Source organism: Streptomyces sp. CB02400 (genome assembly GCF_001905725.1).
In the GTDB taxonomy this organism is placed as follows: Bacteria; Actinomycetota; Actinomycetes; order Streptomycetales; family Streptomycetaceae; genus Streptomyces; species Streptomyces atrovirens.
The window spans coordinates 214,040-240,291 of the sequence record NZ_LIWB01000016.1 but is presented as its reverse complement, the minus strand read 5'-3'; the positions used below and the strand labels follow the sequence as shown (position 1 = coordinate 240,291).

General features: G+C 75.7%; 3 protein-coding genes and 1 pseudogene. All 4 read right to left on the bottom strand.

What is annotated here, in order from left to right; all coding sequences use genetic code 11:
* The coding region (locus tag AMK33_RS31045) for a type I polyketide synthase (protein ID WP_443030943.1) at positions 1-1,675 on the bottom strand (1,675 nt) is incomplete at its 3' end.
* Positions 1,676-1,805: 130 nt separating this feature from the next.
* Positions 1,806-7,445 (bottom strand): annotated as a pseudogene (locus AMK33_RS31040) (type I polyketide synthase); the annotation flags it as partial.
* A gap of 40 nt (positions 7,446-7,485) precedes the next feature.
* Positions 7,486-13,656 (bottom strand): type I polyketide synthase, encoded by a 6,171-nt coding sequence (locus AMK33_RS31035; protein WP_079195034.1) that lies wholly within the window; start codon positions 13,654-13,656, stop codon positions 7,486-7,488.
* A gap of 254 nt (positions 13,657-13,910) precedes the next feature.
* The gene (locus AMK33_RS31030; protein WP_327380117.1) at positions 13,911-25,979 is read right to left on the bottom strand and encodes a non-ribosomal peptide synthetase/type I polyketide synthase; all 12,069 of its coding nucleotides are present in this window, start codon (positions 25,977-25,979) and stop codon (positions 13,911-13,913) included.
* Positions 25,980-26,252: the final 273 nt, after the last annotated feature.

Below are 26,252 nucleotides of genomic sequence, written 5' to 3'. Positions count from 1 at the left end.
GGTCATGGCCCATGCCGACCCACTGGCTGCCCTGCCCGGGGTAGACGAAGACGGTCTTGCCGCGCGGCTGGGCCGTGCCGGTCACCGCCTGCTCGTGCGGCTGGCCCTCGGCGATCGCTCGGAGCCCAGCCGTGGCCTCGTCGGGTGATGCGGCCAGCACGGCGGCGCGGGAGTCGAAGTGCGTGCGGTGCAGCGCGGCCGTGGTGGCCACGTCGACGAGTGGGACCTCGTCGTGAACCTCCAGCCAGTTGGCCCAGCGGCCCGCCTGCTCCCGCAGTGCCGCCTCGCTGCGGCCCGACACCACGACCGGCACCGGCAGTTCCGGAGCCTCAGAGGCCACGGCCGCCTCGACGGCGGGCGCCTCCTCGATCACCACATGCGCGTTGGTGCCGCTGAGGCCGAACGACGAGACGCCCGCGCGGCGTACCCGCTCACCCCGCACCCACGGACGGGCCTCCTGGAGCAGTTCCAGGCCGGAGCCCTCCCACTCGATGTGCGGGCTGGGCTCGTCCGCGTGCAGGGTCTTCGGCAGGGTCTCGTGCTGCAACGCCAGTACTGTCTTGATCACGCCGATGGCGCCCGCCGCAGCCTGGGCGTGGCCGATGTTCGACTTGGACGAACCCAGGTAGAGAGGGTGGTCCTGGGCGCGGGTGGGTCCGAAGACCTCCGCGAGCGCCCCGGCCTCGATCGGGTCGCCGAGGGTCGTGCCGGTGCCGTGGGCCTCGATGGCGTCGATGTCGTCCGGGGTCAGTCGGGCGGCTGCCAGCGCGTCCTGGACGACGCGCTGCTGGGAGGGGCCGTTGGGGGCGGTCAGGCCCTGGCTGCGGCCGTCCTGGTTGACGGCGCTGCCACGGATGACCGCCAGCACGCGGTCGCCGTCGCGCTCGGCGTCCGACAGCCGCTTCAGGACCAGCATGCCCGCGCCCTCGGCCCAGCCGACGCCGTTGGCGTCGGCGGAGAAGCTCTTGCAGCGGCCGTCGGCCGACAGGCCCTTGAGGCGGCTGAACTCGACGAACGTCGACGGTGTCGACATGACGGTGACGCCGCCGGCGAGGGCGAGACCGCATTCCCGGGTGCGCAGCGCCGAGACCGCGAGGTGCAGGGCGACCAGCGACGACGAGCACGCCGTGTCCACCGTGACGGCCGGCCCCTGGAGGCCGAGCGCGTACGAGACACGGCCCGACAGGACGCTGCTCGCGTTGCCCGAGCTCACATAGCCGTCGAGGGCGTCCAGGTCGTAGTGGGTCAGGGCGTCGTAGTCGGAGCCCATGGTGCCCAGGTACACGCCCGTGCGCGACTCGTTGAGGGTGCCGGGGCGGATGCCCGCCCTCTCCAGGGCCTCCCATGCCGTCTCGAGGACGATCCGCTGCTGCGGGTCCATCGACTGCGCCTCACGCGGGGAGATGCCGAAGAACTCCGCGTCGAAGCCCTCGATGTCCTCGAGGAACCCGCCCTCACGGGCGTAGGACTTGCCGACGGCCTCGGGGTCCGGGTCGTACAGGCCCAGGCCCTCCCACCGCTTGGGCAGGCCGCCGACCGCGTCTCCGCCGCGGGACAGCAGGTCCCAGAACGCCTCCGGCGTTCCGATGCCCCCCGGCAGGCGGCAGGCCATCGAGACCACGGCGATCGGCTCCGTGCGCTGGGCCTCGAGGTCGGCCGCGCGCTTCTGGAGCAGACGGATCGCGGGCAGGGCGGCTTCCATCCGGTCGGAGGACGGAGTGCTCATCGGTCAGCCTTTCTGGGCGAGCAGGGCGGAGAACGGTTCGGGTGTACGCGGGGGCCGCACGGGACGCATCGGGCGCATGTCAGAAGGCCTCGTCGCCGACCGAGGCCAGCAGGGCGTCGAGCTCCGCGTTGATGTCGTCGACGGACCGCTCCGCGGGCCGGGACGTGCCGGAGGAGGACGCGGGCCGGGCGGCCGGGCTCCCCTGTGTGCCGTCCGGGCCCGGGGCGTCCGTGCGGTCGGCGAGGTCCACCAGCAGGTCGAGCAGGCCGCTGCGCTGCATCTCGTCCGCCGACACCCGGTCGAGGACACGGGCGAGGACCGATCCGGGGTCCTCGGCCGTCGCCGTCCGCTCCGGGCCGGCCGCGAGGTCCAGTCGGGTCAGGACGAGTCCGGCGATGGCGGCGGGGGTCGGGTAGTCGAAGGCCAGCGTCGACGGCAGCGGCACACCGGCCCGTGCGGCGATCCGGCGGCGCAGCTCCACCGCCATCAGCGAGTCGAGGCCCAGTTCCTTCAGCACCTGGTCCGCCTGGACGGACGTGCGGCCGCTCAGACCGAGCACCGCGGCGGCCTCCTCCAGTACGACCTCGGTGGCCAGCCGGGTCCTGCGCTCCGCGGACAGCGGTTCGAGCCGCTGCCGCAGCGACGCCGGGCCGGCGTCGGAGGCTCCGGCCGCCGCTCTGGGCAGTTCCGGTCGCCGCACCAGTGCGCGCAGCACCGGGGCGACCTCGCCGCCCTCGCCGAGGTGGCGGGCCGCCGCGGTGGTGTCCAGCCGCAGCGGCACCAGGTTCGGCTGCGGCCGGCGCAGGGCCTCGTCGAGCAGCCGCAGGCCGTTCTCCACGGGCATCGGGGCGATGCCCTGCCGGCGCATCCGGGACAGTTCGGCCGTGCCGAGGTGCGCGGTCATGCCGGTTCCGCTCTGCTGCCACAGGCCCCAGGCGAGGCTGTGGGCCGTCTCGGAGCGCTGCCGGCGGCGGGCCGCCAGCGCGTCCAGGACGGTGTTGGCGGCGGCGTAGGTGCTCTGGCCGGCCGTGCCGAGCACACCGGCGGCGGAGGAGAACAGCACGAACGCCGCCAGGTTCCGGCCCCGGGTCAGTTCGTCGAGGTGCAGCGCGCCGCGCACCTTGGGCGCGAAGACACGCGCCAGGCGTTCACCGTTCTGCGCCGTCACCAGACCGTCGTCGATGACACCGGCCAGGTGCACCACGCCCGTGAGGGGGTGGGCCGGGTCGATGCCGGCCAGCAGCTCCGCCACCGCGTCCCGGTCGGCCACGTCACACGCGGCGATCCGGACGCTCAGCGCACCCGCCCCGGTCAGTTCACGCACCAGGGTGTCGGCGTCCGGGGCGTCCGGGCCCCGCCGGGACGTCAGGACGAGACGGCGTACGCCGTGCTCCCGCAGCAGGTGCCGGGCCACGGCCCGTCCCAGTTCGCCGGTGCCGCCGGTGAGCAGCACCGTGCCCTCCGGGTCCAGCGGCGTGGCCGGTACCCCGGCCGGCGGGGCTTCGGCGCGTACCAGGCGCGGCGCGAAGAGGTCCGTGCCGCGCACCACGAGCTCCGGTTCGTCCGGCACGTCCAGGGCGTTCAGCAGCGACTCGGCCGCCGGACCGCCGTGCGCGCCGCTGATCTCGACGGTGCGCAGCGACCGGTCCGGGTGCTCGCCCCGGGCCGCGCGCAGCAGCCCGCGCAGCGACGCAGGCGCGAGGCCCCGGGCGTCGGTGCCGGTGCCGGTGTCCGTGTCCGGATCGTCGTACGGGCCCGGTGCCGGGTCCGTCACCCACACCAGCTCCGTCTCGTCCAGGCGGGGATCGCCGAGCAGCCGGTTGAGCAGTGCCAGGGCGTCGCCCGCCGCCGACGTCACCTCCTCGTCGGGGCGGTCGACGAGGCCGGTCGCGTCGACGAGGACGCGCCGGGGCCGCGTGCCGTCGTCCAGGGTGGCCGACAGTGCCTCGACGGAGGGCACCGCCGGGGTGTTCAGCGCCTCGGCGATCCGGCCCTCGCCGCCCAGGACGACGGTGGCGGGCCGCTCCGCGGAGGGGCGGGGGCGGGTCACCGGCCGCAGCCGAAGCTCGTGCAGGTCCCGTGCGGCCGTGTCCGTCACGGCCGCCGTGATCTGCGCGGCGGTGGCGCGGCGCATCTCCAGGCCCCGCACACGGGCCACCGGGGCGCCGGTGGCGTCGGCGGCCTCGACCGTCAGGTGCCGGCCGGTGGCGGTGTCGCGGACGCCGACCCGGACGCGCAGCTCGCCGGCGCCGGTGGCGTACGACTCGACGCCCGACCAGGAGAACGGCAGCAGTACGCCGTCCTGCCCGGCGGTGTCGTCGCCCGGCACGGCCTTCATCACGTTCAACGCGGCGTCCAGCAGCGCCGGATGCAGCCCGAACCCGTCCGTGGCGCGGTCCTGGCCGGGCAGCCGCACCAGGCCGTACGCCGTGTCGCCCTGCCGCCACAGTGCCGCGGTGCCCCGGAAGGCCGGGCCGTAGTCGACGCCCTGCTCCTGGAACCGCTCGTAGAAGCCGTCCATGGCGACCGGCTCGGCACCGGGCACCGGCCACCGGCCGGCCCAGGCGAACCCGGCGGACGCGTCCACGGGCGCCGTGCTCAGCTCGCCCGTGGCGTGCAGCGTCCAGGCGTCCGGTCCGTCGGTGCCGTCGGCGACGCGGCTGTGCACCGTCACGGTCCGCGGCCCGCTCTCGCCGCCGCCGACGACGACCTGGAGGTGCACCGCCGTGTCGGCGGGCAGCACGAGCGGCGCCACCAGGGTGAGGTCGGCCACGCCGGCCGCGCCCGACCGGTGGGCGGCCGCCGAGGCCAGTTCCAGAAGCCCCGTGCCCGGCAGCACCGCCCGGCCGAACACGGTGTGGTCGGCGATCCAGGGATGCTCGGCGAGCGAGAGCCGGCCGGTGAAGATGTGGCAGGAGCCGTCGGCCGACGCCGTGAGCGCGCCCAGCCACGGGTGCGCGGGGTCGGCGAGCCCCAGGGCGGCGGTGTCGAGCGAGACGGCCGACGGCTCGGGCCAGTACCGCGCCCGCTGGAAGGCGTACGTCGGCAGCTCCACCCGGTCCGCGCCCGTGCCCGCGAAGAAACGCTCCCAGTCGACGGTGGCACCGTGGGCGTGCGCGCGGGCGACCGAGCCGATCAGCGTCCCGGTCTCCGGGCGCTCCCGGTGCAGCAGCGCCACCACGCCCGTCGTGGCCTCGGCACCCAGGTCCGCCAGGCAGTCCTGCACCATCGCGGCGGCGGTGCCGTCCGGGCCGAGCTCCACGAAGCGGGTCACGCCCGCGGCCGTCAGGGCACGGGTGCCGGCGGCGAACCGGACGGCCTCCCGCACGTGCCGGACCCAGTAGTCCGGGTCGCGCACCTCGTCGACGACGAGTTCGCCCGTGAGGTTGCCGACCAGACCGAGCACCGGCGCGTGATACGTCATCCGCCGCGCGACCGCGGCGAAGTCGGCGAGCATCGGGTCCATCAACGGCGAGTGGAAGGCGTGCGAGACGGTCAGCCGGCGTGTCTTGGTGCCGCGGCCGGCCAGCTCGGCGGCCACGCCTTCGACGACCTCGGCGGGCCCGGACACCACCACCGAGCCGGGACCGTTCACCGCGGCCACGCCCGCCGCGTGCGCGTGGCCGGCGAGCAGCGGCGCCACCTCCTCCTCGGGCGCCTTGACGGCGAGCATCGCGCCCCCGGCGGGCAGGGCCTGCATCAGCCGGCCGCGGGCGGCGACCAGGGCGCAGGCGTCGGCGAGGGACAGCACGCCCGCCACGTGTGCGGCCGCCAGCTCGCCCACCGAGTGGCCCATCACGTAGTCGGCGGTGACGCCCCACGACTCCAGGAGCCGGAACAGCGCCACCCCGACGGCGAACAGCGCGGGCTGGGTGAATCCGGTCTGGTCCAGCAGCGTCGCCCCGGGAGTGCCGCGCTCGGCGAACACGACCTCCCGCAGCGGCCGTTCGAGCCGCGGGTCGAGTTCGGCGCAGACCGCGTCGAAGGCCGCGGCGAACGCCGGGAAGTCCCGGTACAGCTCCCGGCCCATGCCGGGCCGCTGAGCCCCCTGCCCCGGGAAGACGAACGCGGTCCGGCCCGGCAGCGCGGCCGTGCCGGGGGTGGTGGTGCCGTCGGCGATCGCCCGTACGGCGCCCAGCAGTTCGTCGAGGTCGCCGCCCACGGCGACCGCCCGGTGCTCGAACGCGGTGCGCGTGGCCGCCAGCGAGTACGCCACGTCCGCCACGTCGGTGTCGGGCCGGTCCGCCACATGGCCGGCGAGCCGGTGCGCCTGTGCGCGCAGCGCGGCCTCGTCCCGGCCGGAGAGCAGCCACGGCACGACCGGGTGGCGGGCGGCGTCCCGCGCGGGCGCCGCGTCCGGTGCCGGCACGGGCGCGCTGCCCTCCGGCCCCTCCAGGACGACGTGCGCGTTGGTGCCGCTGATCCCGAACGAGGACACACCGGCGCGGCGCACCCGCTCGCCGGGCGTCCACGGCACCGGTTCCGACAGCAGCCGCACCCCGCCGTCGGACCAGTCGACGTGGGTGCTCGGCTCCTCGGCGTGCAGGGTGCGCGGCAGCCGGCCGTTGCGCAGCGCCTGGACCATCTTGATGATGCCCGCGACTCCGGCGGCGGCTTGCGTGTGACCGATGTTGGACTTCACCCCGCCCAGCCACAGCGGGTCGCCCGTCGTGTGGGCCGCCCCGTACGTGGCGATCAGCGCGCGGGCCTCGATCGGGTCGCCGAGCCGGGTGCCGGTGCCGTGCGCCTCCACCGCGTCGACGTCGGCGGCGCCGAGCCCGGCGTCGGCCAGGGCGGCCCGGATCACGTCCTGCTGCGCCTGCCCGTTGGGTGCGGTGAGGCCGTTGGACGCCCCGTCCTGGTTGACGGCGGTGCCCCGGATCACGGCGAGCACGGGGTGACCGTTGCGGCGGGCGTCGCCGAGCCGCTCCAGCAGGAGCATGCCGCTGCCCTCGGCGAAGCCGGTGCCGTCGGCGTGGTCGGAGAAGGCCCGGCAGCGCCCGTCCGGCGCCAGGCCGCGCTGCCGGCTGAACTCCACGAGGAGCTGCGGCGTGGCCATCACGGTGGCCCCGCCGGCCAGCGCCAGCGCGCACTCGCCCCGCCGCAGCGCCTGCACCGCCAGGTGCACCGCCACCAGCGAGGAGGAGCAGGCCGTGTCGATGGTCAGGGCCGGGCCCCGCAGCCCCAGCGCGTAGGCGATGCGCCCGGACAGGACACTGGCGGCGGCGCCCGTCAGGGCGTGCCCCTCACTGCTGCCGTCGCCGATCAGGTCCGCGTAGTCCTGGCCGTTGGTGCCGACGTAGACACCCGTCGGCCGGTCCCGCACCGACTCCACGGTGATGCCCGCGCCCTCGAACGCCTCCCAGGCGTTCTCCAGGAGGAGCCGCTGCTGGGGGTCCATCGCCACGGCCTCGCGCGGCGAGATCCCGAAGAACCCCGCGTCGAACGCGGCCGCCTCGTCGAGGAATCCGCCGGCGGCGGCGTACACGGTGCCGGCGTTGTCCGGGTCCGGGTCGTAGAGCCCTGCCGTGTCCCACCCGCGGTCCTCGGGGAACGGGCCGATGGCGTCGGCGCCGTCGTCGAGCAGCCGCCAGAAGTCCTCGGGCGATGCGACGCCGCCCGGCAGCCGGCAGCTCATCGCCACCACGGCGATCGGTTCCCGGTGCCTGCCCTCGGCCTGCCGCAGCCGCTCCCGCGTCGTGTCCAGTTCACCGGTGACGCGCTTGAGATAGGCGCGCAGCTTGTCTTCATTCGCCATGTCAGAGTCCGAACTTCTCATCGATGAACTGGAACAACTCGTCGTCCGACGCGTCGTCGAGCGCCTGCGGCGCCTCGTGCGGTTCCTCCGGGGGCGCCTGCCGGTCACCGGCGCGCGCGAGGATCTCCTGAAGGGCGCGGGAGACGGCCGACAGGCGGTCCGTGTCCGCCGGGGCCAGCGCCGACGCGTCCAGGGCCGTGACGGCCGCCTCCAGCGCGTCGACGTCCACCGGCCGTCGCGCCTCGGCGGCGGCGCCCACACCGAGTTCGGCCAGCACGTGGCCGGCGAGCGCGGTCGGCGTCGGATGCTCGAAGACGAGCGTGGCCGGCAGCCGCAGACCGGTCTCCGCGTTCAGCCGGTTGCGCAGTTCGACACCGGTCACCGAGTCGAACCCGAGCTCCTTGAAGGGGCGCCGGTCCTCCAACGGCTCCTCGGGGCCGTAGCCGAGGACGGCCGCGGTGTGCGCGCGCACCACCTCCAGGACGGCGTCCGTGCGCTGCCCGTGCGGCAGCCCCTCCAGACGCCGGCGGAGATCCGGTTCGCCCGGGCCGTCCTGGCCGGCCGCCGCGGTGGGCGCGGAGCCGGTCCGGGCCAGTTCCACGACGTCGGGCAGATCGGCGAGCAGGGGGCTCGGCCGGGCCGCCGTGAACGCCGTCAGGAACCGGGGCCAGCGCACGTCGGCCACGCTCTGGCAGGGGCGCCCGCCGTCGATGGCCTGCTGCAGGGCGAGCAGGGCGAGATCCGGGTCCATCTCGGGCACCCCGTGCCGCTCCAGGACGCCCCGGACGGCGCCGCGGGCCAGCCCGCCGCCGCCCCAGGCACCCCACGACACACAGGTGGCGGGCAGTCCCCGCAGGTGACGCAGCTCGGCGAGCGCGTCGAGGTAGGCGTTGGCGGGCGCGTAGTTGCCCTGTCCGGGGATGCCGACGGTCGCCCCGTACGACGAGAACAGCACGAACGCCGACAGGTCCTGCGACCGGGTCAGCTCGTGCAGGTTCCAGGCGCCCCGGGCCTTGACGCGCAGGACCCGCTCCACCTGCCCGGGGTCGAGCGCGTCGACCGTGGCGTCGTCCAGGACGGCCGCCGTGTGCAGCACCGCCGTGAGCGGTCCGTGCGCGGTCGCGCGGTCCAGGACGGCGCGCAGCGCTTCGAGGTCCGCCACGTCGCAGGCCTCCACGACCGCGTCGGCACCCAGCGCCCTCAGCTCTTCGACGAGGCGACCGGCGCCCGGCGCGTCCGGGCCGCGACGGCTGGTCAGCACCAGGCGCTCGGCGCCCTGCTCGGCCAGCCAGCGCGCCACCCGGCGGCCGAGCGCGCCCGTGCCGCCGGTGACCAGCACGGTGCCGGAGGGCCGCCAGGTGCGGCGCGGCGCCTCCCCGGCCCGGGCCAGGCGGCGCACCCGTACTCCGTCGGTGCGCACCGCGACCTGGTCCTCGGTGCCGTCGCCGTTCAGCAGTGCGGCCAGGCGCCGCCACACACCCGCGTCCGGCGAGTCCGGCAGGTCGATCAGACCGCCCCAGCGGTCGGAGTGCTCCAGCGCGGCCACCCGTCCCAGCCCCCAGACCATGCGCTGGGCGGGGTCGACGGCCAGGTCGCCGGGTCCGGTCCGTACCGCCTCGCGGGTCACGCACCACAGCGGGGCGGTGAGCTCGATGTCGCCGAGCGCCTGGACGGCCCGCAGCGTCGCGGTGTATCCGGCGGGCACCGAGTCGTGCCGCGGGTCGCTGCCCGTCGAGAGGGCGAGCAGCGACAGCACACCGGCGAACTCCTGCCCGGAGCGGGCCGCGTGGTCCTCGCACGCCGTGCGCAGCGCCTTCGCGGTCAGCTCCCGCTCCTCGTCGCCGAGCACGACCGGAACCAGATCGGCACCGGCGTCGGTCAGGCCGCGCAGCACCTCGGCGGCCCGCGCCTCGCCCGCCGGCAGCAGCGCGAGCCAGGGCGCGGCGGGCGGTGGCCCCACGGGGCCGGTGACCTTCTTCCACGTGATCTCGTACCGCCAGTCGCGCACCCCGGCCGTCGCGCGGGTGCGCCGCCGCCACGCGGACAGCGCGGGAACCAGCTCGCCGAGGCCCGCGGCCGGGCCGACGTCCAGGGACGCCGTGAGCGCGTCCAGGTCGCCGCGTTCCACCGCGGACCAGAACTCCGAGTCGTCCGCGCCCGAGGCCGCCGGGATCGTGGCGGGCGAGCCCTCGACAGGGTCCAGCCAGTGGCGCCTGCGCTGGAACGCGTACGGAGGCAGATCGACCGTGCGCGGCCCGCCGGGGCCGCTGCCGGTGAAGGACGCCTGCCACGCCACGTCGGCGCCGCGCACCCAGGCCTCGGCCGCCGAGGTCAGGAACCGGGAGGCGCTGTCGGTGCGGCGGCGCAGGGTGCCGAGCGCGGTGGCGCCCGCCGCGCCCGCCGTCTCCTCGACCGCCAGGGTCAGCACCGGGTGCGGGCTGGACTCCACGAACAGGCGGTGTCCGCGCTCGGCGAGGGAGGCGACGGCGGATTCGAACTCCACGGTCGTGCGCAGGTTGCGGAACCAGTAGTCGGCGTCCAGCTCCGCCGTGTCCAGCAGGCCGCCGGTCACCGTGGAGAAGAACAGCGTTCCGGCGGAGCGCGGCCGGATCGGCGCCAGCACCGCGAGCAGTTCCTCGCGCAGGGTGTCGACCTGGGCGGAGTGGGAGGCGTAGTCGACGGGGATGCGCCGGGCCCGTACGTCTTCGGCGGCGCACCGCTCCATCAGCTCGTCCAGGGCGTCGGGCGCGCCGGAGACCACGGTCAGGCCCGGGCCGTTGACCACGGCCACGGACAGGCGCCCGTCCCACCGCGCGATGCGCCGCTCGACCTCGGTGCGCGGCAGGGCCACCGACACCATGCCGCCGCGGCCGGCGAGGGACCGGGCGATGGCCTGGCTGCGCAGCGCCACGACGCGGGCACCGTCCCGCAGGGAGAGGCCCCCGGCCACGCAGGCCGCGGCGATCTCGCCCTGGGAGTGGCCCACCACGACGGCGGGCCGCACCCCGTGGGCGCGCCACAGCTCGGCCAGTGACACCATCACCGCCCACAGCACGGGCTGCACCACGTCCACCCGCCGCAGGGCGTCCTCGTCGGTGAGCGCCTCGGTCGGCGACCAGTCGACGAACTCGCCCAGGGCCCGCGCGCACGCGGCGTAGGCGTCGGCGAACGCCGGTGACCGGTCGAGCAGTTCGCGGGCCATGCCGGCCCACTGCGCGCCCTGCCCGGGGAAGACCAGGACACAGCCGTGGTCCGGGTCGGCCGGCTCGCCGCCGTCACCGGTGACCAGACCGGGGGCGTCGCGGTCCGCGGCCAGCGCGGCGAGGCCCCGCAGGAAGCCTTCACGGTCGTCCGCGACCACGACCGCGCGGTGCGCGAACGCCGTACGCGTGGTGGCCAGGGAGTGACCGACGTCGTCGGGGGACAGCCCGGGACGGTCGCGGACGTGGTCGTGGAGGGCCGCGGCCTGGGCGCGCAGCGCCGCCGGGGTCTTCGCGGACAGCACCCACGGCCGGGCCAGCCCGGCCTGCGGCGAGGCGCCGGCGGCGCCGGTGACCGCGGCCCAGTCCACGTCGACGCCGTCGCGCCACAGGGCGTGCAGCAGCTCTTCCAGCGTCTCGGTGGCGGGCCGGTCCCGGCGGCACGCGGCGAGCACCCCCGCCTCGTCGGCCGGACCGTCCGCGCGGTCGGCCAGAGTGCGCCGCACGGGCCTGGACACCACCGGGTGCGGGGCGATCTCCACGACCCGCAGCCCCCGGCCGGGTGGCCGGGGCAGCCGGCGCACGGCCTCGTCGAGCAGCATCAGGCGGCACATGTTGCGGGCCCAGTACCGCGCGTCGAGCTGCGTGCCGTCCAGGTGGTCGCCGGTCACCGTCGACAGGAAGGGGACCGAGGCCGCCGCCGGACGCAACGCGCCCAGACGTGCCACGAGTTCGTCGGCGAGCGGAGCCAGCTCCGTACTGTGCGAGGGGTAGTCGATGTGCACCCGGAACGTCCGCACGCCGGCGTCGGACAGTTCCCGCTCCACCTCCGCGAGCGCGGCCGTCGTTCCCGACAGGCAGACCTGGCCGGGTGCGAGGTGACCGGCGAGGGTGACGCGGCCCCGCGCGAGGGCGGTGGCCCGCCGCGGGGTCAGTTCGCAGACCAGCATCGACCCGGTGCCGGCGGCGCGTTCGGCCACGAGCCGCGACCACACGCCGATCACATGGGCGCCCTGTTCGAGGGTGAGCGCGCCGGCGACGACGGCGGCGGCGACCTCGCCGACGCTCTGCCCGAACACCACGTCCGGGACGACGCCCCACCGGCGCAGGGTGCGGGCCAGTGACACCTGAAGGGCGAACAGCACGGGCTGCAGCACCTCGGTGCGCTCCAGCCGGCTGTCCGCGGCGACCAGTTCGTCCAGGACGGACCAGCCCGTCACGGCGGCCACGGCCCGGTCGGCCTCGGCGAGTTCCGCGCGGAAGGCCGGTTCGGCCAGCAGGTCGCGTCCCATGCCGGTCCACTGGGAGCCGTGCCCGGAGAAGCAGAACGCGACGGCCGGCGCCTGCCCGGGCCGTTCCCCCGCCTCCGCGGGCGCGGCCAGGGGCCGCCGGTGCGGGGCCTCCGTCAGGGCCAGGTGCACGTTCGTGCCGCCGAAGCCGAAACCGCTCACGCCCGCGTGGCGGGGACCCTCGGGCCAGTCGCGGGCGGCCGTGACCACCTCGAGGCGCAGGCCGTCGAAGTCGATGAGCGGGTTGGGCCGTTCGAAGTGCAGGCCGGCCGGGAGCCGGCCGTGGTGCAGCGCGAGGGCCGTCTTGAGGACCCCGAGGACACCGGCGGCCGGTTCCAGGTGGCCGAAGTTGGTCTTCGCGGAGCCGAGCAGCAGCGGCGTCGTCCGGCCCGGCGCGAACACCTCGCCGAGCGCCGCGGCCTCGATCGGGTCACCCAGCGGGGTGCCCGTGCCGTGCGCCTCCACGTACCCCACCTGGTGCGGTGCGACGCCCGCCGCCCGCCAGGCCGCCCGGACCACGTCGGCCTGGGCGCGCGGATTGGGCGCGGTCAGCCCGTTGGAGGCGCCGTCGTTGTTGACGGCGCTGCCGCGCAGCACCGCGTAGACGCGGTCGCCGTCGCGCAGCGCGTCCGACAGGCGGCGCAGCACGAGCACGCCGCAGCCCTCGCCGCGTACGTATCCGGCGGCGTCCGCGTCGAAGGCGCGGCACTGCCCCGCCGGGTTCATGCCGCCGAACTTCGTCATCGCGACCGTGGTGTGCGGGTGCAGCATCAGGCTGACCCCGCCCGCCAGGGCGATGTCGGACTCGCCGCGGCGCAGGCTGTGCGCGGCCATGTGCACCGCCGCGAGCGACGAACTGCACGCCGAGCCCACCGAGAGCGCCGGCCCCTGAAGGCCGAGCGCGTACGCGATGCGGGCCGGCACGATCGAGGTGTCCCAGCCGACCGCCGAGTGCGAGCCGATCGTCTCGGGCCCCGCGCCGGTCGCCAGGTGGTACTCCTGCCACATCGTGCCGAAGAACACCCCGGTGCGGCTGCCGGCCAGCGTGCCGGGGACGATGCGGGCGTCCTCCAGCGCCGCCCACGCCACTTCCAGGGCGATGCGCTGCTGCGGGTCCATACGGGCCGCCTCGGCGGGCGAGATCCCGAAGAAGGCGGCGTCGAAGCCTGCCACGTCGTCGAGGAAGCCGCCCCGGCGCGTGGACATCGTGCCCGGCGCCTGCGGGTCGTCGTCGAACCACTCGTCGGCGTCCCAGCGGTCCCGGGGCACCTCACCGACGGCGTCGCGGCCCGCGAGCAGGGCCTCCCACAGGGCGTGCGGGGTCTCGATGCCGCCCGGCAGACGGCAGCCCAGACCGACGAGCGCGACGGGCTCGTCGGCGGTGGCCGCCGCGGTGCGCCGCCCGTCCGCGGCCGGCCGGCCCGGCTCGCGCTCACCGGCGAGTGCCGCGGCCAGCTCCGCCACGGTCGGGTGCTGCCACAGCAGCCGGCCGGGCACGGCCCGGCCGAGCCGCTCGGACAGCGCGCCGGCCAGCCGCGTCACACCCGACGAGTCGACACCGAGGTCGCGCAGCGCGACGGTCACGGGGACCGCCTCCGCCCGCGTGCCGAGCAGGTCCGCGACCGCGTCGCGCAGGAACTCCGCGATGTCCGCGGCCACTGCCTCCGTTGCGTTAACACCCATGTGACACCTTTTGGTCGCGTCGGCCAGGATCTGTGCTGGTCGCTGCCGGGAACCGTCGACATCAGGGGCCGTGGAACCACCTGCCCAAGGGCATCACGGCGCACTTGACGCGGAGTCGACTCCACTCCGCGCGGTACTCGACTACGACCTGGGTCCCGGGCGGGACACGGTGGCGAGGAGCCGCGGGGGACCGGCGAGGGTCCGCCCGGGGTCCTCGCCACCGGTGTCGCCCGCCCGGGCGGGCGAGGTGCGGATCAGACGCCGTCCGCCGGGATCGCGGCGAGCAGCTCGGCCACCATCGCCTCGGCGTTCTCCAGCGGCGCGGCGTGCGAGCCGGCGATGGTGCGCAGCGAGAACGCCCCGAGTGACAGCTCGCGCCAGGCCTCCATCGCCTGCGGTGCCGCCACCGGGTCGTCGGTGGCGGCGACCGCGAACACCGGGACCTTCGGCGTCTCCCGCCGGAGGTCCGTGAGGGCGCGCTGGTGACTCGCGCCCAGCTCGGTGTCGGCCCGCAGCCGCTCCGCGTACTCGACGAGCAGCTCCTCGTTGTCGAGGATCTGCCGGGGCAGCAGCCCGTCGAGCGCCTCGGCGATCTCGGCCGGCGAGGCACCGTCACGGCCGGCGGCGACACCGGCCCGGCGCACGAAGTCCGACACCTCGGCGTACGGCGTCTGCGCGCACGCCACCACGAGGGACAGCTGCGGCTCGTCGGGCCGCAGTCCGAGCCGGTGGGCCACCTCCCAGGCCAGCCAGGCGCCCTGGCTGTGCCCGAACAGCACCAGCGGCACGTCGCAGCGGTCCGCGAGCGCCGCGGCCACCTCGTCGGCCATCTTCATCATGTCCGTCAGCGGCGGCTCGTCCGTGCGTGCCTCACGGCCCGGCAACTGCACCCCGACGAGCTCCACACCCTCCGGCAGCGCGCGGATCAGCGGGATGTAGCCGCCGGCCGTACCGCCCATGCCGGGCATGCACACGATGCGTGCGCGGGGCCGCGTCGCGGGCTTCAGCACCCGCAGCCACGGACTGTCCGCGACCGCCTGCGGCTCCTGCTCCCCGCCCATCAGCTCGCCGAGCAGATGACGGCCGAGCGCCGCGCAGGTGGAGTGCCGGACGAAGACGTTCGTGGTGAGGGCCAGGCCGGTGACGCGGGCGAGCGCGCCGCGCACCGTGACCGCCATGAGCGAGTCGAACCCGAGCTGCGGCAGCGGCTGTTCGACGTCGAGCGCGTGCGCCTCCACGCTGAGGGCCTGCGCCACCTCGGTCCTGACCAGCCGGGTCAGGGTCCGCAGCCGCTCCTGCCGGTCCATGCCGGTCAGTTCCGCGCGAAGGCCGTCACCGGCCCGCGGGTCGAGCGGGGCGTCGGCCGCGGCCAGCGCCGTCCGCACGTCGTCGATGTCACCGATCAGCGGCCGGGGCCGGGCCGCGCTGTAGGCCGGGGCGAACCGGGCCCAGTCGATGTCGGCCACGCCCAGCGCCGGCAGGCCGGCGTCCAGGGCGAGTCCCAGCGCGTGCAGCGCGCGGCCCGGCTCCATGGCCATCAGGCCACGCGCCCGCACACTTTCCTCTTCCTCCGCGCTGAGGATGCCGTCGACCGCCCAGCGGCCCCAGTGCAGCACCGTCGCGGGCAGCCCGGCCAGGCGCCGCTCCCGCGCGAGCGCGTCGAGCGCGGTGTTGGCCGCGGCGTACACCGCCTGGTGGCCGCTGCCCCACAGTCCGGCGCCGCTGCCGTACAGGACGAACGCGTCCAGCCGGCGGTCCCCGAGCACCTCGTGCAGGTGCCGGGCACCGTGCGCCTTCGCCGCCAGTTCCACACCGATCTCCTCGGCGGAGATCGAGTCGAGCGGCTTGGCGGCGGAGACACCGGCCAGGTGCGCGACCGTGCGCAGCGGCGCCCCGGCCGTCTCCGCGGACGCGATCAGCTTCTCGACCTGTGTGCGGTCCGAGACGTCGCACGGCACGAGCACCACCTCGGTGCCCTTCGCGGCGAGGTCCGCGCGCAGCGCGGTGATCTCGTCGCTCTCGCGGTCCCGCCGCGACGCCAGGACGATACGGGTGGCGCCCCGGCCGGCCAGCCAGCGCGCCAGGTGCCGGCCGAGGCCGCCGGTGCCGCCGGTGATGAGCGCGGTTCCGGACGTCGACCAGCCCGCCTCGCCCGGCTGCGGCGCGGTGCGCACCATGCGGCGCACGAAGCGCCCGCCGGCGCGCAGCGCCACCTCGTCCTCGTGGTCGCCGGCACCCAGGCTACGCACGAACTGCGCCGCCCAGTCCTCGTGCGGCAGCGGCGGCACGTCGATGACGCCGCCCCACCGCTGGGGCTGCTCCAGGGACACGACCCGGCCCATGCCGCGCACCAGGGACCCCAGCGGGTTCGGCAGCGGTTCGACGCCGTCGACGCTCACCGAGCCCGAGGTCAGCGCCCACACGGGCACCGCCCGTCCGGTGTCCCCGACGGCCTGCACCAGGGCGAGCACCCCGCGCAGACCCCCGGTCACGCCCTGCGCGTCCGCCGTGTCGTCCAGACCCGCGAGCGTCACCACGCCGAGCAGTCCGCTCGGCAGCGCCCGCAACGCCCGGGCCAGGCCCGCGCGGTCCGCGGCGCCGTCGATCCGGTGCACGGTGGCCCCGGCGAGCCGCAGTTCCCGCTCGATCTGCTCGCCGTACCCGGCGGTCGCGGCCTGCCCGGGGCAGGTCACCAGGGCCCAGTCGCCGTCCACCGGCCGGGACGCGGCCGGCTCGGCGGGCCGCCACACCTCGTCGTACAGCCACGAGGCGATGGCGGAGCGGCCCTTCTGCTCGTCCTGCCACGCCGACAGCAGGGGCAGCAACTGTGCGATGCCCGCCCGCAGTTCCTCGGGAGCGCCCAGCATCTTCGCGACCCGGTCGGCGCCGCCGTCGTCCACGGCCTGCCAGAACGCGTCGGTCGCGGCGGGCACGGCCCGCTCCGGCGTGGTCTCCGGCTCGGCCCAGTACCGCTCGCGCTGGAACGCGTAGGTGGGCAGGGGCACGGCCGGGGCGTCGCCCAGCGCCCGCGCCCAGTCGACGTCGGCGCCGTGCACGTGCAGCCGCCCGACGCCGCGCAGCACCTGCGCCAGGCTCCCCTGGTCGCGCTGGAGCGTCGGCACGGTGACGGTCTGGTCGTACCCGGCGTACAGGGCGCCGTCGGTGAGCGGCATCAGCAGCACCGGGTGCGGGCTCACCTCCACGAACACGTCGAAGCCGGCCGCCAGCAGCCGCTGGTGGGCCAGGTCCAGGCGGGCGGTCTCGCGCAGGTTGCGGCACCAGTACGCCGCGTCGAGCTCCTCACCCCGCACCCGGTCGCCGGTGACGGTCGAGTAGACGGGGATCTCTCCCGCGCGCGGCCGCAGCCCGGCCAGTTCCTCCGCCAGGACGGGCAGGACCGGATCCACGTGGTGGCTGTGCGCTGCCATCCGGGCTTCCAGCGGACCGCATGCGATGTCCTCGTCGTCGAGGCGGAACAGCAGGTCGTCCACGGCGTCGGCGTCACCCGAGACCGTCACCGAACGCGGCGTGTTCACCGCGGCGACCGACACGGTGCCCTCGTACTGCGCGACCCACGTCCGCGCCTCGTCCGGCGGCAGCTCCACCACCGCCATCCGGCCGGAGCCGGACTGCCGCTGCATGGCGGCGGAACGCGCCGCGATGACACGCGCCCCCTCCTCGAGGGTCAGGGCTCCCGCGACCACCGCGGCCGCGGCCTCGCCCTGGGAGTGGCCGACCACGGCGGCCGGCTCCACGCCGAGCGAGCGCCACACGGCCGCCAGGGCCACGTACATCGTGAAGCGCAGCGGCTGGACGATGCCGAGGTCCGACCACTGCGTGCCGTCCCCCTCGCGCAGCAGCTCCGTCATGGAGCGGCCGGTGAAGGGGGCGAACGCGTCGTCGCACTCGGCCACGGCCCGCGCGAACACCTCGGACTGCTCCAGCAGGTCACGGCCCATTCCGGCCCACTCGGTGTCCTGGCCGGGGAAGACGAAGACGACGCGGCGGTCGGCGGCCGTTCCCTCGTCCAGGGCGGGGTGCGAGCGGCGCTCGGCCAGCGCGGCGAGTGCCGCGCCCGCCTCGGCGGCCGTGGCCGCCGTGACCGACGCGCGCGCGGTGAAGTGCTCGCGGCGGGTCGCCGCCGACACCGCGACGCGCCGCAGCGGCACTTCGGGGTGGGTGCCGAGCCAGTCGGCCCAGCGGGCGGCCTGCGCCCGCAGCGCGTTCGTGTCACGCGCCGACAGGACGACGGGCAGTGCGCCGTCCGTCCCGTCCGCCGCGGACTCGTCCACGATCGGCGCCGGCGCCTCCTCCAGGACGACGTGGGCGTTGGTGCCGCCGATGCCGAACGAGGAGACACCCGCCCGGAGCGGCCCGTCCCCGACCCACTCCTTGGTCTCGGTGTTGACGTAGAACAGGTCCGGGTCCAGGTCCATGTCCGGGTTGGGGCGCTTGAAGTGCAGGGTCGGCACGAGCTCCCGGTGGTGCAGGGTGAGCACCGTCTTGATGAGTCCGGCGACCCCGGCGGTGGTGTCGGTGTGGCCGATGTTGGTCTTCACCGAGCCGAGCGCGCACGGCTCGTCGCGTTCGCCGCCGCGGAACACCTCCTGCAGTGCCTGGACCTCGATGGGGTCGCCGAGCGCGGTGCCGGTGCCGTGCGCCTCGACGAAGCCGACGCTGTCCGCGCTGATGCCCGCGGTGCTCTGTGCGGTGGCGATGACCTGCGCCTGCCCGGCGACACTCGGTGCGGTGAAGCCGACCTTGTCGGAGCCGTCGTTGTTGATGGCGCTGCCGCGCACCACCGCGTAGACGGTGTCGCCCGCGGCGAGCGCGTCGGAGAGGCGGCGCAGCACCACCACGCCGACGCCGTCACCGAACACCGTGCCGGCGCCGTCCGCGTCGAAGGCCCGGCAGCTGCCGTCCGGCGAGACGACCATGCCCTCCTGGTACGGGTAGCCGTTCTTGAGCGGCACGGACACCGACGACGCGCCGACCAGGGCGATGTCCGACTCGCCGCGCAGCAGGCTCTCGCGGGCCAGGTGCGTGGCGACCAGACCGGTGGAGCAGGCGGTCTGCACGTTCAGCGCCGGCCCGCGCAGGTTCAGCTTGTGCGCGACGCGCGGCGCCAGGAAGTCCCCCTTCGTGCCGACCATGTTGCGGAAGAAGGACGACAGGTCCTTGATCTCGTGCTGCTGGTAGCCGCCGGACCCGGAGCCGCCGAACACGGCGATCGGGCCGTCGAACTCCTGCGGCACGATGCCCGCGTTCTCCAGGCCCTCCCAGGCGCATTCGAGGAAGAGCCGGTGCTGCGGGTCCATCGCCTCGGCCTCGGTACGGGAGTAGCCGAAGAAGCCGGCGTCGAACCGGTCGACGTCCTCGACGTACCCCTTGGCCCTGACGTACGAGGGGTGGGTGAGCAGGGCTTCGGGGACGCCGGCCTCGCGCAGTTCGGCCTCGGTGAAGCGGCTGATGAGCTCGCGGCCCTCGCGCAGGGCCTGCCAGAAGGAGTCGACGTCGGGCGCTCCGGGCAGGCGGCAGGCCAGGCCGACGACGGCGACGGCGTCCTCGGCCGGATCACCGGACGCGTGCCGGGCCGCGCGGGCGGCCGGGCCGGTGGACGTGCCGGTACCGCTCAGGTGCGCGGCCAGTCTGCGCACGGTGGGGTGGCGGAAGACGGTGGCCAGCGGGAACTCGCGGCCCAGCTCCGCGCAGATCGCCTGGTGGGCGTTGAGTGCGGACATGGACGTGCCGCCGAGTTCGAAGAACCCGGTGTCGCGGTCGACGCGGGGCAGGCCGAGCACGGCCTGCCAGGCACGGGCGACGACGTCCTCCACCGCCTGCGCCGGGTCCGTCGCGTGCCCCGCCCCGGCGGAGCCGGCACCGGTCGCCCCGGCGACGGAGTCGAGCGCGGGCGGGGGAAGGGCCTTGAGGGCGTTGCGGTCGGTCTTCTCGTTGGGGGTGTGGGGCAGCTCCGCCATGCGGACCAGACGGGCCGGGACCATGTACGCGGGCAGCCGCCCGGCCAGACGGTCGCGCAGGTCCGTGCCGTCGGCCGTGCCGGCGGCGGGTGTCCAGTACAGGAACAGGGCCGGATCGCCGGGGGTGTCCTCGCGGACGATCGCGGCGCACTCCAGCACGGCCGGGTGGTCACCCGCGACCGACTCGATCTCGCCGAGTTCGATGCGGTGACCGCGGAGCTTGATCTGGGCGTCGGTGCGTCCGCAGAACTCCAGGGTTCCGTCGGGGCGGTAGCGGACGATGTCACCGGTGCGGTACATCCGCGCGCCCGGCACGGGGCTGTGCGGGTCGGGGGCGAAGCGCTCCTCGGTCAGCTCCGGGCGGTGGTGGTAACCGCGGGCCACGCCGTGGCCGCCGATCCACAGCTCGCCGTGCGCACCCTGGGGGACGGGCCGCCGGTGCGCGTCCAGGACGTACAGGCGGTTGCCGTGCAGCGGCTCGCCGAGGGAGACCTCGCCCGGTTCGAGGGTCCAGGCGGAGGACCACACGGTGGTCTCGGTGGGCCCGTACATGTTGGTGATCCGGCCGGCGCAGTGCCGCAGCAGCTTCTTGGCCAGGGCCCGGTCGAGGGCCTCACCGCCGACCAGCAGCCGGTCCAGGCCGCCGAGGAGGGCACGGCCGTCGCGGTCGGCCAGCAGCATGCGGGCCAGGGACGGGGTGCACTGCAGGTGGGTGGGCGCGGCGTCGCGGTAGCGGCCCCAGTCGGCCACCGTGCCGTCGGCGACGATCACCCGGTAGCCGCGGGTGAGGGTCCACAGCAGTTCGACGGTGGAGATGTCGAAGGAGGGGCTGGTGACCGCGAGCCAGGTGCGGCCGGGGCCGCCGCCGACGCGGTCGTCCATGGCGGTGCAGAAGTTGGCGAACTGGGCGTGTTCCAGCAGGACGCCCTTGGGGGTGCCCGTGGAACCGGAGGTGTAGATGGCGTAGGCCAGGTCCGACAGGGCCGGCAGCGCCTCCGGCACCTCGGCGTCCGCACCGGGTGGGGCGACGGCGTCGAAGGACAGCACCTCCAGGCCGTCGGCGTCGACGGCCAGTGGACGACCGGGGGTGGTCAGGACGACCCGCATGCCACTGTCCCGCACCACGTGCTCGATGCGTGACGCCGGGTACGCCGGGTCGATCGGCACGTACGCGCCTCCGGCCAGCCACACGCCCAGGGCGAGCACCACGAACGCCGCCGAGCGCGGCGCGTGCACGCCCACCAGGACGTCCGCACCGACCTCGTGGGTCCGCAGACGCTGTGCCACCGAGCCCGCACGGGACACCAGCTCCCGGTACGTCAGGCGGTGTTCGCCGTGCACCAGGGCCACCGCGTCCGGGGTGGAGCGGGCCTGGTCGAGGATCCTCTCCAGGGCGGTGCGCGCGTCGGTCAGCTCGGGCGTGACCGTCCCGGCCCGTTCCCGGAGCAGGGCCAGCTCGCTCCGCCCGAGTGCCTCCAGCCGTCCCACGGGAGTGCTCGGGTCCCGCACCACCGAGTCCAGCAGCGCGGTGAAGTTCTCCGTCATCCGCCGCGCCGCCGCCCGGTCCAGGACGTGGGACTGGAACTCCAGCTCGCCCCGCAGCCCCGTCTCGTCGGAGACCAGGGTCAGGCCCAGCTCGAACTTCGCGGCGCCCCGGACGTTGCCGAGCGCGCTGCCCGCGGCGGGCCGCGTCCACGCGTCCTCGCCCTCCCCGAGGGCCGGCGCCGACGCGCTGATGTAGTTGAACGCGGCGCGGAAGAACGGGTTCTCCTCGCCGGTGCGCTCACCGGCGGCCGTCCGCACGATCTCCGTGAGCGGCACGCTCTGGTGCTCCAGGACGCCCAGGACCCGCGACCGCATCGCGGCCAGCAGCCCGGTGAACGTCGGATCGCCGCTCAGGTCGCAGCGCAGGGGCAGCGTGTTCGCCAGGAACCCGGCGAGGTTGGCCGTGCCGGGCACCTGCCGGTTGCCCCACACCGTGCCGACCGCGAAGTCGTCCTGACCGCAGTAGCGCTCGAGGAGCACCGCGTAAGCGGTCACGAGCACCGTGTACGGGGTGACGTTCGCGGTGGTGGCCAGGCTCTCCACGGCGTCGCGCAGACCGGCCGGCACCGTGAAGTACACGGCGTCACCGTCCGTGCCGCTGTCCGACGCGCCCGGCGGGCCGGGCGGGAACTCCAGACGCGGCACGCCCGCCAGCTCCCCGCCGAAGAAGTCCAGCGCGGGCGCGAAGCGGTCCTCACGCACCCAGCGGTCCTCCCACAGCGCGTAGTCGCCCAACTGGTGCTCCACCGGCGGCCGCTGAGGATCGCGGCCGTCACGCAGCGCGTGGTAGGCCTCGTACAGGTCGTGCAGGAAGATGCCCGACGACCAGCCGTCCGTGATCGCGTGGTGCAGCACGAAGCAGAGCAGCTGCCCCCCGCCGGGCAGGGTCAGGACCAGGCCCCGCAGCAGCGTCCCGCCGTCCACCGTGAACGGGGCCAGCTCCTCCTCGCGCAGGCGTGCCGCCACGGCCTCCTCGCCGGCGTGCGACAGGTCCTCGTGCACCAGCGGCACCGTCAGGGACGGGTGCACGACCTGTACGACGTCGCCGCCCTCGGCGCGCAGCGTGGTGCGCAGGGACTCGTGCCGGTCCACCACCCAGGCCACGGCGCGTGCCAGGACGTCCGGGTCGAGGGGCCGGGCGGTGTGCTGCCGGAGCACGCAGTTGTACTGCGCGGAGCCCGGGTGCAGGTGTTCCATGAACCACAGGCGGCGCTGTCCGTGCGTGGCGGGGTACGTCGTGGCGCCCTCGGCCCGCGCCAGAGTGGGCAGCTCGGGACCGGCCGCCCGGCTCGCGGGCGTCCCGGCGGGAGCGCCCAGGTCGGCGAACGCCTCCGTGAGCAGGAACAGGGCGATGGCCCGCGGTGTGGGATGGCTGAACGCCAGGTCGGAGGGGAGCGCGGCACCGGTCATGTCGGACAGGCGCTTGCGCAGCTCCACCGCCATCAGCGAGTCGATGCCGAGCTCCTTGAGCTCCTGATCGGAGCCGACGCCGTCCGCCCCGGACACGCCCATGACGACGGCGACTTCACGCCGTACCGCCTCGGTGAGCACCTGCCCGCGCTCCGCGTCCGCGGTGGCGGCGAGTCGGTCCCGCAGGGACGTGCCGGCGCCGGCGGACCGCGCGGCCTGCCGCAGCCCGGCCCGCGGCCGGACCAGCGCCCGCAGCAGCGCGGGCACGCCCGCGCCACGCCCCAGCGCCGCCAGGTCGAACTTCACCGGAACCAGGTGCGGCTCGGGACGGCGCAGCGCCGCGTCGAGCAGGTCGAGACCCTCGGCGAGCGTCAGCGGATGGGCGCCCTGGCGGCGCATCCGGGCCAGCTCGGCCTCGCCCAGGTGCGCGGTCATACCGGTGCCGTGCTGCGCCCACAGGCCCCACGACAGGCTCACCGCGGGCAGGCCCCGGTGGCGGCGGTGCGCGGCGAGCGCGTCCAGGAAGGCGTTGGCCGCGGCGTAGTTGCTCTGGCCCGGCGAGCCGAGTGTGCCCGCGGCCGAGGAGAACAGCACGAACGCGGCCAGATCGAGGTCCGCGGTCAGCTCGTGCAGGTGCACCGCGCCGTCGACCTTCGGGCCGAACACCGCCGCCAGCCGCTCGGCGCTCTGCCCCGCCACCATGCCGTCGTCGATCACTCCGGCCAGATGCAGCACGGCCGTCCACGGGCGGTCGCCGGGCACGTCGGCGAGGACGGCCGCGACCTGGTCGCGCACCGCCACGTCGCAGGCGACGATCCGCACATCGGCCGCGCCCGCCTCCTCCAGGGACGCGGCCAGGGCGTCCGCGCCGGGCGCGTCCGGACCCCGGCGGCCGGTCAGCACCAGGTGACGCACGCCGTGTTCGCGCACCAGCCGCTCGGCGACGGCCCGGCCCAGTTCACCGGTGCCCCCGGTGATCAGGACGGTCCCCTCCGGATCCAGCGGCCGCGGCGCGGTGAGCACCAGCTTGCCGGTGTGCCGCCCCTGGCCCATGTACCGGAGCGCGTCGGGCGCGTTCCGCAGGTCGTAGGCCGTGTACGGCAGTGGCGCCAGTGCCCCCTCGGCCAGCAGCTCGGTGAGGATCGCGAACATCTCCCGGATGCGCCGCGGGCCGCTCTCGATCAGGTCGAACGCCTGGTAGCGGACCCCGGCGTGGGCGGCGGCGACCTCGTCGGCGTCGCGGACGTCGGTCTTGCCCATCTCGAGGAAACGGCCGCCCTCGCCGAGCAGCCCCAGCGAGGCGTCGACGAACTCCCCGGTGAGCGCGTTCAGGACGATGTCGATGCCCTGCCCGCGCCACTTCTCGGCGAAGCCGGTGTCGCGCGAGGAGGCGATGCGGTCGTCCGTGAGGCCCAGGGCGCGCAGCGCCGGCCACTTGCCCTCGCTCGCCGTGCCGTACACCTCGGCACCCAGGTGCCGGGCCAGCTGGACGGCGGCCATGCCGACACCGCCGGCCGCCGCGTGCACGAGTATCTTCTCGCCCGCGCGCAGCCCGCCCAGATCGGTCAGCGCGTAGTACGCGGTGAGGAACGCCAGCGGCACGGTCGCCGCCTGCGCGTAGCCCAGACCCTCGGGGACGCGGGCCACCACACGGGCGTCGGCACGCACCTCGGTGCCGAACGTGGCGACGGACAGGCCCATCACCCGGTCGCCGACCCGCAGATGCGTCACGTCCGGGCCGGCCTCCACGACGTCACCGGCGAACTCGAGTCCGAGCTCCGGCGCGTGCACCATGTCCAGGGCGTTGAGCACGTCACGGAAGTTCAGGCCGGAGGCGCGCACCCGCACCCGCACCTCCCCGGCGCCCAGCGGCGCGGACCGGTCCACCGGCACGGCGGTGAGCGCGTCCAGGCGGCCCTTCTCCCGGACGGTCAGGTGCCACGGCGCGTCCCCGGCGGGCACCGCCACCGCGGTGCCCGTCCCCTGGGCGCGCACCAGGCGCGGCACGTACCCGCCGTCGCCGCGCAGCACCAGCTCCGGCTCGCCGTCGGCGGCGAGCGCGGCGTGCAGCAGCGCGGGATCCAGCGGCTGCGTGCCCACGTCGACCAGGCGCAGCAGCCGCTCCGGCTGCTCGGCCCGTGCGGTGCGCACCAGACCCCACACGACGGCGTCCGCGAGGGCGCCCGCCCCGTCCTCCGGGCGGGCGGCGACGGCGTCCCGCGTCACCCACACCACCTCGGTGCCGTGCAGGCGCTCGTCGGCCAGGACCCGCTGGACGAGCGCGAGCGCGTCCGCCGCCGCGCCCCGCGCGTCAGCGGCCGGGTCACCGGTCCTGTCCGCCGTCAGGTCCACGACGAGGCGGCGCGGCGCGGCACCCTCGGCGAGCGTCTCGGCGGCCGTCACCCCGAGCGCCTCGGCGACAGCGCCGTCGCCGAGCACCAGCAGCCCCTCGCCGCCGGTTCCGGGCCGCGCGTCCGTCTCCAGGCGCATCCGCTGGAAGTCCAGGCGGTACAGGTGCTCCGCCCCGGTGTCCCGGGCGGCCCGCAACTGCTGTGCCGTCGCCCGCTGCATCCTGAGCGCACGGGCTCGCAGCACCGGCGTTCCCTCGGCGTCCGTCACCAGGACGGACGCCACCGGAGCCTGGTCCTCGGGCTCCAGAAGCTCGATCCGCACCCGGAGCTCGGTGCTTCCGGTCGCGTACAGCTCCACGTCCGACCACGCGAACGGCAGGACCACCGCGTCGCCCTGCGGCCGGTCGTCCGCCGACGTGATCCCGGCGAGCACGTGCAGCGCGCCGTCGAGGAGCGCCGGATGCACTCCGTATCCCTCGGTCGTGCCCGCCGCCTCCGGCAGCACGACCCGCCCGTACGCCACCCTGCCCCGGGTGCGCAGTTCCTCCAGGGCGCGGAACGCCGGACCGTAGGTGAAGCCCTGCGCGTCCAGGCCCTCGTAGAAGCCGCCGAGGTCGACCGGGTCGGTGTCCGGGACGGGCCAGCCGTTCAGCTCCGGCGCCGCCCGCACGCCGTCGTCCGCGGCCGCGGCGTCGGCGACCTCACCGGTCGCGTTGAGCTGCCACGCGCCCGGGTCCGGCGTGTCCTCGGCCTGGCTGTAGACCGCCAGGGCGCGGTGCCCGTGCTCGTCGGGGCCTTCGACACGGACCTGCAGCCGCACCGCCGTGTCCGCCACGAGCGGCTTGGCCAGGGTCAACTCGCTCACCCGAGCGGCCCCCACGGCTCGCGCGGCCGCGAGCGCCACGTCCACCAGGCCGGTGCCGGGCACCAACGTCCCGCCGAACACCGCGTGGTCGGCGAGCCAGGTGTGCGTACGAGGCGAAAGGCGCCCGCTGAGCAGGTGACCGTCGTTGTCCGGAAGCGTGGCCACCGCCGTCAGCCAGGCGTGGTCGGCGGGCGTGAGCCCCGCCGCGACGATGTCCGTCTCCGTCCGGGCCCCGGACGTCGCGGGCAGCCAGTAGCGCTGGTGCTGGAAGGCGTAGGTGGGCAGGGGGGCGGGGTTGGCCTGGCTCGGGGCGAACAGGGCTGGCCAGTCGATGGCCCGGCCCTGGGTGTGGAGGTGGGCGAGGGCCTGCGTGAGGGCGAGGGTTTCGGGTCGGTCCTTGCGCTGGGCGGGGACGACGTGGGCTTCGGTGTCTTCGGGGAGGCAGGT